Origin of the sequence: Streptosporangium jomthongense, assembly GCF_042650425.1 — a bacterium.
In the GTDB taxonomy this organism is placed as follows: Bacteria; Actinomycetota; Actinomycetes; order Streptosporangiales; family Streptosporangiaceae; genus Streptosporangium.
This window is the reverse complement of the sequence record NZ_JBHSBC010000045.1, coordinates 129,598-138,993: the sequence shown is the minus strand read 5'-3', so window position 1 is coordinate 138,993 and position 9,396 is coordinate 129,598. Positions and strand designations below refer to the sequence as shown.

Sequence of the window (9,396 nt, the reverse complement as noted above, 5' to 3'; positions counted from 1 at the left end):
CACCGACCAGTTACAACAGGCTGACCTAACAAAGTACTACTAGGTCCCGCCTCCGTACGGCCCCGCGCGTCAGGAGTCGACGAAGTCGTCCGTGACCATGACGCGCAGGCCGTTGGGAACGGTCCTGATCGTGATCGGGGTCATCAGGCGCACCTCGCCGTCGACGTCGGCCGCCAGCGGCGGGTCGGTCTCCAGGTACATCTCCTGACCGACGACGAAGGGACCGCCCGCGAGGCTGCGCCAGCGGCCGGTCGTCGCCCGTACCAGGGTCTCCACCAGCAGCCTCAGCCGTTTGCCCGAACCGAGCTGGTAGGCCACGAGCCTGCCGTTGTCGATGCTGATGTCCCTGGCCACCTGCCAGCCGCCGTGGAAACGGCCGTTGGCGATGTTGAGCTGGTGGGTGAGCAGCTCGTGGCGGCGGCCGTCTGCCGTGATGAAGGCGCGGAAGGGCCGGTGGCGGGGCAGGATCGTCAGCGCGGTGAGCGGGTAGGCGGCCCGCCCGAGCAGGCGTTTGAGCCAGGGCCTCACGGTGCCCGCGACCTCGACGGAGACGCCGAAGCTGGCCAGGTTGGCGAACTCCCTGTCACCGGCGACGCCCAGGTCGACGTCGGCGACCTTGCCGGTGCGGAAGACCCTGATCGCGCCCGGCAGGTCGAGGGGCAGGCCGAGGCTGCGGGCGAAGTTGTTGGTCGTGCCGAGCGGCAGCACGCCCAGGGCCACGTCCCGGTGCGCGACGTGCTTGACGGCGGCGCTGAGCGTGCCGTCCCCGCCGCCGACGATGAGCAGGTCGGGCCGTTCGGCCAGGGCCGTGTCCAGGGTGGCGCGCAGACGGCGGGGGTCGACCACGGCGAAGGTGCGGATCGGCTCGAAGCCCTCGGCGCGCAGCGTGGCGACCACCCGGGGGTAGAGGCGGCGGCCCCTGCGCGAGTGGGTGTTGACCACCACGCAGACCCGGCGCCCGGTCCTGATGGCCTCGGTGTGCTCTGCCTTGCCTCGTAACTCGCCCACGCCGCCCCTTCCGGTCCACTGCCTTCCCGTCAGATCGTAGGGCCCGCCGGATCGTGGGGCTGCGCCCGCGGCCGGGTACGGCGGACGCCCGGCCGGAGAGGTCCGGCCGGGCGTCCTGGTGTCTCACCGTTCGCCGGGGTCGTCCCCGCCCGGGTGGGCCCGGACGGGGACGCGCCGGGTCACTTCTTGGGCGGGGTCACCTGGAGGAGGACACCGAGGTTGCCGGGGAGCGGGGCGAGCAGCTTGAACTTCACGCCCAGGGCCTTGCCCTCGTCACCGGGATTACCGCTGCCCAGGACGTTGCCGTTGCCCAGGTCGACGCCGTACACGTCGGTCGCGGGGGTGCCGTCGGGGTTGACCACCCGGGTGCTGTACTGCTGGTCGCCCTTGGAGGGGACGACCACCGAGGCGTCGAAGTCACGGTAGTACAGGCTGCCGTCACGCAGTTCGAACCCGGGGTACCAGGTCTTGGCGTCGGTGAACTCGCGCACACCGGGCAGCGCGGCGGTGTTGGTGCAGTACTCGCTGAAGGGCTCGTTCGGCCCCTCGATGCACTCCTTGAAGGGGTAGGTCTTGCCGAAGGTGAAGGCCGCGTTGGAGGTCTGCACGCGTCCCTGCATGTTCTTCAGGATGGTCGTGTCCTTGGTCGCGGCCACGCCGGTCCGCCGCAGCGGCTCGAAGTGGGAGTCGACCAGGAGCAGGCTGCCCTTGGAGCCGATGCTCGGCGACAGTTCGAGGTTGTTGCTCAGGACGTTGTTGGTGAAGGTCGAGTCGCGGTACCAGACGAGCAGGCCGGGGGCGTTGTACTTGACCTTCTCCACCTTCCACGAGCCGTCACGCGAGTAGTCGGTGGTGTAGGTGTACTGCAGGCCCTTGTCGAAGCCGTCGAAGTTACGCCACTCGGCGAGGTAGAACCGGGAGACCTCACGGAAGCCGTCGTTGATACCCCAGCCCTGGCCGTGGGTGTTGGTGTAGGTGCCACCGCTGGCCGTCCAGCCCTGGTTGCCACCCTCGACGTCGTCGCTCCAGACGGTCTGGGCGCCGTTGGTCAGCGAGAAGTCGTCGGCGTGCCAGCTGCGCGGGGTGAAGGCGGCGTCGGTGTTGTAGACGAGCCTGAGCTTGACCGTCTTGCCCGCGTAGGGGGCCAGGTCGACGTAGTCGTGCCGCCAGCCGTTGGTGTTGCCGGTGAGGGCGTACTTCCTGTTGTTGAACTTGGAGAGGTTCTTGTTCGGGTCCGGGTAGTCGTCACCGGTGGAGACCAGGGCGCCGCCCTCGGTGTAGACCTTCTGCTGGCTCCAGGTGGCGCCGTTGTCCGTGGAGACCTCGATGAAGCCGAAGTCCCAGTCCTCCTCGATCTCGTAGTTGTTCCAGAGCCAGAACTTCACGTCCGTGCCGGCGGGCACCTGGACGTCGCGGGTGAGCTTGACGTCGGCCCACTCCTGGTCGAGGTTGGACCACCACATCTTGGTGCCGCTGTGCGGCTCGACCATCTTCAGCGGCGCGCTGTCCAGGTTCACCCGGACGCCGTCCTCGGTGAACTTGGGCGTGCGCGAGGACTGACCGACGGTCACGACGCGGCTGCGGTCACCGGGGTTGAAGACCTTGGGGTTGGCCCAGCCGAGGATCCACTTGTCCCACAGACCCATGTGGGTCGGCATCGACTGGAAGATCGGGCCGCTGTGGGAGCCGGCCGACATGAGGTCCCAGAAGTCGACGGCCGAGGAGGCGCTGCCCGTGGTGTCGTAGAGGTCGGGCAGACCGAGGTCGTGACCGTACTCGTGGGCGAAGACGCCGACGCCGGAGTCCTCGGGCTGAACGATGTAGTTGGAGATCTTCACGTCCTTGCCGGGGACCTTGTAGCCACCCGCGACGGCGCTGGAGTGCGCCCAGATCGCGTAGGTGCCCTCGGCGCCGCCGTCGGAGGACTTGTCCTTGCCCGCGTGGACCAGGACGAGGTGGTCGACCACGCCGTCGGGCTCGGCGAAGTTGCCGTCACCGTCGGAGTCGGCGACGTCCTCGACGTCGTAGTCCGCCCACGGGAAGTTCGGGTTGGCGGCGGCCAGGGTGTCGACCGCGTCGATCGCGAGCTGGCCGGGGCCGAGCGGGTTGCTCGGGTGGCCGCTCATGTCCTGCGCTTCCTTGCCACAGGCGCGGGCGCCGTAGTAGGCCTCGGAGTGCGGGACCTTGACCCACGGGGTGGCCTCTCCGGTGACCGTGTAGGCGCCCTTGGACAGCTCCTCGTACATGTTCCGCATCGTGGAGCCGGCGATGTTGATGCCCTTGCGACCGTCCCGGGGGTCGGTCAGGTCGGTACGGACCCTCTTGGTGATGCCTTCCTTGCTGTAAAGCATCTTGTTGAAGTGGTCCGGGCTGAAATCAGGCACCCAGAAACTGTTGTTGTCCTTGTGTGCCAAGGACGCGGGGTCGGGAATCTTGTTATGCAGCGGGCCGTTGAGCAGGGTGCCCGGCGGCTCGGTGACGCAGTTCGCCGGGTCGTCGTCGTTGACGTTCGGCGGGCGCTTGAAGCCCGAGAAGTCGTCGTTGGCCTTGTCGTTGAACTCCACCAGGACGGTGAGGAGTTTGGCCTGCTTGGCGACCTTGGCCTTCTTGAACAGGAAGTCGGCGGGGTTGATGCCGGTCCTGATCGCCTCCGCCTCGCGCGCGGCCAGAACGCGTGCCGCGGCGGGGTTACCCTCGGAATACTTGTGGGCGATCTGCCTTGACGGGCTGATCCGGCGCTCCTTGGAGTTCGGCGCGGCCGGGTCCTGCACCTCGGGCTCGTCCCTGGGTGTGGCGTAGTTGATGTAGTAGTCGGCTGCGGTCGGCTGGTACCTCGCGACCGTGGTGTCCACCGTGGTGTCCGCCTGAGCCGACACTCCTCCCGCCGCCAGTCCCGCAGCGGCCAGGCCCACGACGGGCACTATCGCGAGCAGGCGCCTTCGAGCACCCCTGCCTTTGCTGGACAACGCTTACCCTCCCTGCCCGGGTTCGCCGGGCGCGAACGTCCCAGATGCGCCTTATGTACGCACCGAGCGGGACGTTAGACGAGAAGGTAAAGCAGGAGTAAAGCCGCTGAATGATGTTGTAAAACTGTAATGAATCATCACTTCACAGGAAATGGTGATGATTTCCACTATTTTTCTGTTGACAGCGCTTTCACAGCAGGTCAGCGCGGTGAAAGCCGGAAGGCGGGCCTCGGGGAACCGCTCCCACGGCTCCCCGGGCCCGCCGACGACCCCGAGTAGGGAATCCGGTGGCTCGCTCTCCTGCGACCCCGGTTCAGACCTCCTCGCCGGGGGCGGTCGGATCGAGCTGGCGCGGCTGCGCCTCGACCCTGGGGTACTTGAGGTCGAACGCGGGACGCTCGGACCTGATGCGCGGCAGCGAGGTGAAGTTGTGCCGCGGCGGCGGGCAGGAGGTCGTCCACTCCAGCGAGTTGCCGAACCCCCAGGGGTCGTCCACGGTCACCTTCGGCGCGTTCCTGGCGGTCCACCAGACGTTGTAGAGGAACGGCAGCGTGGAGACACCCAGGATGAAAGCGCCGACCGAGGAGACCAGGTTCAGGAAGGTGAAGCCGTCGACCGGGCTGTAGTCGGCGTAGCGGCGCGGGAAGCCCGCCGCGCCGAGCCAGTGCTGCACCAGGAAGGTCGCGTGGAAGCCGATGAACAACAGCCAGAAGTGGATCTTCCCCAGCGTGTCGTTGAGCATCTTGCCCGTCATCTTGGGCCACCAGAAGTAGAAGCCCGCGAACATCGCGAAGACCACGGTGCCGAAGACGACGTAATGGAAGTGGGCCACCACGAAGTAGGAGTCGGTGACCTGGAAGTCCAGCGGCGGGGAGGCCAGGATGATGCCGGTCAGGCCGCCCAGGAGGAACGTCACCAGGAAGCCGACCGAGAACAGCATGGGTGACTCGAAGGTCAGGTGCCCCCGCCACATCGTGCCCACCCAGTTGAAGAACTTCACCCCGGTCGGGACCGCGATGAGGAACGTCATGAAGGAGAAGAACGGCAGCAGCACCCGGCCGGTGGCGAACATGTGGTGCGCCCAGACCGTGACGGACAGCCCCGCGATGGCGATGGTCGCGCCGACCAGGCCGATGTAGCCGAACAGCGGCTTGCGGCTGAAGACCGGGATCACCTCGGTGACGATGCCGAAGAACGGCAGCGCGATGATGTACACCTCGGGATGGCCGAAGAACCAGAACAGGTGCTGCCAGATCAGCGGCCCGCCGGTCGCGGCGTCGTAGACGTGCGCGCCGAGCTTGCGGTCGGCCTCCAGCGCCAGCAGCGCGGCGGCCAGCACCGGGAAGGCGATCAGCACCAGCAGTCCGGTGAGAAGCACGTTCCAGGTGAACAGCGGCATGCGGAACATCGTCATGCCGGGAGCGCGCATGCAGATGATCGTGGTGATGAAGTTGACGGAGCCGAGAATCGTCCCCAGGCCCGACAACACCAGGCCGACGATCCACAGGTCACCGCCCACCTGCCCGGAGAAGGTCGCGACCGACAGGGGGGTGTAGCCCGTCCAGCCGAAGTCGGCCGCTCCGCCGTTGGTGGCGAACCCGCCGAGCGCGATGATCCCGCCGAACAGGAACAGCCAGTAGCTGACCATGTTGAGCCTGGGAAAGGCCACGTCCGGCGCGCCGATCTGCAACGGCATGATCACGTTCGCGAACCCGGCGAACAGCGGGGTGGCGAAGAACAGCAGCATCAGCGTGCCGTGCATGGTGAACAGCGCGTTGTACTGGACGGTGTTGACGAGCTGCAACCCGGGATGCGCCAGCTCGGCCCGGATGACCAGGGCCATCACGCCGCCGATCAGGAAGAACACGAACGCGGTGATGATGTAGAGGTCTCCGATGACCTTGTGGTCCGTCGACGTCAGCCACGAGACGACCACCCTCCCCGCGCGGACGGGCTCGGCCGCGGCCCGCTGTTGCACAGTCGTCACAGCGAGGCTCCCTTCGGTTGGGCGACAGCCGTACGAATCGAGACTTCTCCTCACCTGGCCGTCACGTCACCACATTTGGCAGAACCCTCACCGAGCCTCGCCCGCATCATCACGTGACATCCCGTGTGATCCCCCCTCGGACCGGGCCCCGTACAGTCCCCCTGTGAGCGTTATCTCCGAACTCGTCGCCGCCCTCTCGCCGGAGAAGGTCCTGACGGACCCTGACGTCACCGACTCCTACGCGCGGGACAGGACCTTCCTCGAACCGGGCAGGCCGCTGGCCGTCGTGCCGGCCGAGACCAGGCAGGACGTGGTGGCCACCCTCAGGTGGGCCACGGAGCACCGGGTGCCCGTCGTGCCCAGGGGCGCGGGCAGCGGCCTGGCGGGCGGGGCGACGTCGGTCGAGGGCTGCGTCGTCCTGACGCTGCACAGGATGACGGCGATCAGGGAGCTCTCGCCCGCCGACGAGGTCGCCGTGGTCGAGCCCGGCGTGATCACCGCGGACCTGGACAGGGCCGCCAGGGCGCACGGGCTGATGTACGCGCCCGACCCCTCCTCCCACGAGATCTCCACGATCGGCGGCAACCTGGCCACGAACGCGGGCGGCCTGCGGTGCGTGAAGTACGGCGTGACCCGCGACTCGGCGCTCGGCCTGGAGGTCGTCCTGGCCGACGGACGGGTCCTGGAGACGGGCAGGCGCACGGTCAAGGGGGTGACGGGCTACGACCTGACCGGCCTGTTCATCGGCTCCGAGGGGACGCTCGGCGTGATCACCTCGGCCACCCTGCGGCTGCGCCGGGCTCCGGCCGTCTATCCGGCGACGATCGCGGCCGAGTTCACCTCGCTCAGGGACGCCGCCGCCGCGGTCGCGGCGATCATCGCGGCGGGGTGCCAGCCCTCCCTGCTTGAGATGCTCGACCGCACGACGCTCAAGGCCATCGACGACTGGCGCAACATCGGGCTTGAGGCCGGCACCCAGGCGATGCTGATCGCGCAGTCGGACGCCGCGGACGGCCCCGTGGTCGCCGAGCGGATGGCCCGGCTGTGCGCGGAGAACGGCTCGCCCTTCGTCGCGGTCTCCTCCTCCGAGCAGGAGGCCGAGGAACTGGTCGGGGTCAGGAGGCTCGCCTACCAGGCCAAGGAACGGCTCGGTAAGTGCCTGGTCGAGGACGTGTGCGTGCCCCGCTCCGCGCTGCCGTACATGATCGAGAGGATCGAGGCCATCGCGGCCAGGCACGGGGTGCTGATCGCCACGGTCGCGCACGCGGGCGACGGCAACCTGCACCCGGTCTTCGTCTTCGATCGCGGCCTGGCGGAACCGCCGCCCCAGGTGTGGGCGGCGGCCGACGAGGTCTTCAGGGAGGCGCTCGGGATGGGCGGCACCCTGACCGGCGAGCACGGGGTCGGGCTGCTGAAACGGCGCTGGCTCGCCCTGGAGGCGGGACCCGTGACCGAGGAGGTCCACCACGGGATCAAGCGGGTCTTCGACCCGCTCGGCATCCTCAACCCCGGCAAGGCCATCTGACGGGCGTCTCCGGCGCGCCATCCGGACCACGGCTCACGCTGGTAGCGTTCTGCACCACATAACCCAATTCGTAGGTTTTGTCGGGGGGCATCGTGGTACAGCCGCTCACGTCGGGGGATCCTCCGCGGCTCGGGCCGTTCGAGCTGACCGGCAGGCTCGGCGAAGGAGGCCAGGGCGTCGTCTACCTGGGCAGGGGGCCCGCGGGCGAGCAGGTGGCCGTCAAGCTTCTCCACCACGGGCTCGCCACCGATCCCGAGGCCAGGACGCGCTTCCTGCGCGAGGTCTCCGTCGCCCGGCGGGTGGCGAGGTTCTGCACCGCCCCGGTGCTCCACGCCGACCTCGCGGGCAGCCAGCCGTACATCGTGAGCGAGTACGTGCCCGGCCCCTCCCTGCGCCAGCTCGTCGACCGGGAGGGCCCGAGGCGGGGCGCGGCGCTCGAACGCCTGGCGGTCAGCACCGCCACCGCCCTTTCGGCCATCCACCGGGCGGGCATCCTGCACCGGGACTTCAAGCCCGCCAACGTGCTGATGGGGCCCGAGGGGCCCGTGGTGATCGACTTCGGCATCGCCAGGGCACTTGACTCGCCGGGGACCACCGCGACGGGGACGACGATGGGGACGCCCTCCTACCTCGCTCCCGAACAGCTCGGCGGGGGTGAGGTGACGGCGGCGGCCGACGTGTTCGCCTGGGGCGTCACGATGGTCTTCGCCGCGACCGGGCGGCCCGCGTTCGGCGCCGACTCCATCGCCGTGGTGATGAACCGCATCCTGACCGTCGAACCCGACCTGGGCGGTCTTGAGGGGCATCTGCGCGAGCTGGTCGCCGCCTCCCTGTCGAAGGACCCGGCGTCACGCCCGACCGCCGAGGAGCTGGTCAGCCATCTGATGGGGGCCACGGTCCCCTCTCCCGTCAGGAACGCCGCGCCCGCCGCCCCGGCACCGGCACCGGCGCCCGCCCCCGTGGCTCCACGGGTACGGCGGCGCCCCTCCGGGATGCTGCTCGCCGGAACCGCCGCGATCGTCGTCTTCGGCGCGACGGCGGGCGCCGTCGTGGTGCTGCAGGGCGACTGGGGGGCCGCGAGCACGCGGGCCGCGGTCTCCCCGCCCGTCACGGTGCGGTCGCCGTCGCCGGACCCCGTGCTCTCCCCCGCCGACCCGCCCTCCGCCTGGACGTCCGCGACGCCCCGCCCTCGGCAGCGCAGGAGCACCGAGCCCGTCGGCCGTCTCACCGCGGAGCCCGGCACGGCCCGGCCCCGGCAGCCGTCCGGCCCGCCTCGGGCGACCCGTGAGCCCAGCGCGAAGCCGACCCAGGACCCCACGCCCAAGCCCACCCCGAAGCCCACGCAGAAGCCCACGGTCAAGCCCACCGTCGAACCGACCGTCGCCCCCACCGTGAAGCCCACTACGAAGCCCACAGTGAAGCCCACCGTGAAGCCCACGGTGCAGCCGACGCCCAAGCCGACGGTGAAACCCACGGTCAAGCCGACGCCGAAACCCACTCCGAAGCCGACGCCCAAGCCGACCCCGAACATCTACACCGCGACCGGTGTCTGCGGCTCCGGCTACAAGGTGATCGACTCAAGGGGGATCGGCGCCGCGACCGTCTACCTGCTCTACAACTCCGCGGCGGGCAAGAACTGCGTCGTCACCATGTCGAGGTACATGGTCCCCGGGAAGATCAAGATGAACGCGATCCTCCAGGTGAAGGGGGGCGCCTCCGGCTCGAACCCGGGCAGTTTCACCGCCTACGCGGGCCCGGTGCGGATCGCCGCCGTCAAGAAGTGCGTCATCTGGGGCGGCACGTACGGCACGGCGACCTGGAAGAGCGGCTGGAGCCACTGCGGCTGACAGGAGTCCCGCCCGCCTCGCCCCGGGCCGCGCCGGGTACCGTTCTGCGCGTCGGCGCCGAAC

The 9,396-nt window shown here is 69.1% G+C and carries 5 protein-coding genes; 2 read left to right on the top strand and 3 right to left on the bottom strand.

The window, feature by feature from the left end; translation table 11 throughout:
* Window positions 1–69: 69 nt before the first annotated feature.
* The 3 genes from ACFOYY_RS34990 to ctaD form a co-directional block, all read right to left on the bottom strand.
* Window positions 70–1,008, bottom strand: coding sequence for a diacylglycerol/lipid kinase family protein (locus ACFOYY_RS34990; RefSeq protein ID WP_352011571.1), 939 nt, complete (start codon window positions 1,006–1,008; stop codon window positions 70–72).
* 179 nt (window positions 1,009–1,187) lie between these two features.
* A complete protein-coding gene (locus tag ACFOYY_RS34985; RefSeq protein ID WP_386195438.1) occupies window positions 1,188–3,974 on the bottom strand; it encodes an immune inhibitor A domain-containing protein in 2,787 nt (928 codons plus the stop codon).
* A gap of 313 nt (window positions 3,975–4,287) precedes the next feature.
* Complete coding sequence (gene ctaD, locus ACFOYY_RS34980; protein WP_386195436.1) at window positions 4,288–5,961, bottom strand: aa3-type cytochrome oxidase subunit I; 1,674 nt, start codon at window positions 5,959–5,961, stop codon at window positions 4,288–4,290.
* A gap of 163 nt (window positions 5,962–6,124) precedes the next feature.
* Between ctaD and ACFOYY_RS34975 the strand changes: the two genes are divergently transcribed.
* Together ACFOYY_RS34975 and ACFOYY_RS34970 are read left to right on the top strand one after the other, a co-directional pair.
* Window positions 6,125–7,486 carry an FAD-binding oxidoreductase gene (locus tag ACFOYY_RS34975; RefSeq protein ID WP_362775732.1) on the top strand — a complete coding sequence of 454 codons (1,362 nt, stop codon included), beginning with the start codon at window positions 6,125–6,127 and terminating at the stop codon, window positions 7,484–7,486.
* 92 nt (window positions 7,487–7,578) lie between these two features.
* Window positions 7,579–9,333 carry a serine/threonine protein kinase gene (locus tag ACFOYY_RS34970; RefSeq protein ID WP_386195434.1) on the top strand — a complete coding sequence of 585 codons (1,755 nt, stop codon included), beginning with the start codon at window positions 7,579–7,581 and terminating at the stop codon, window positions 9,331–9,333.
* The last annotated feature ends 63 nt before the right edge of the window (window positions 9,334–9,396 follow it).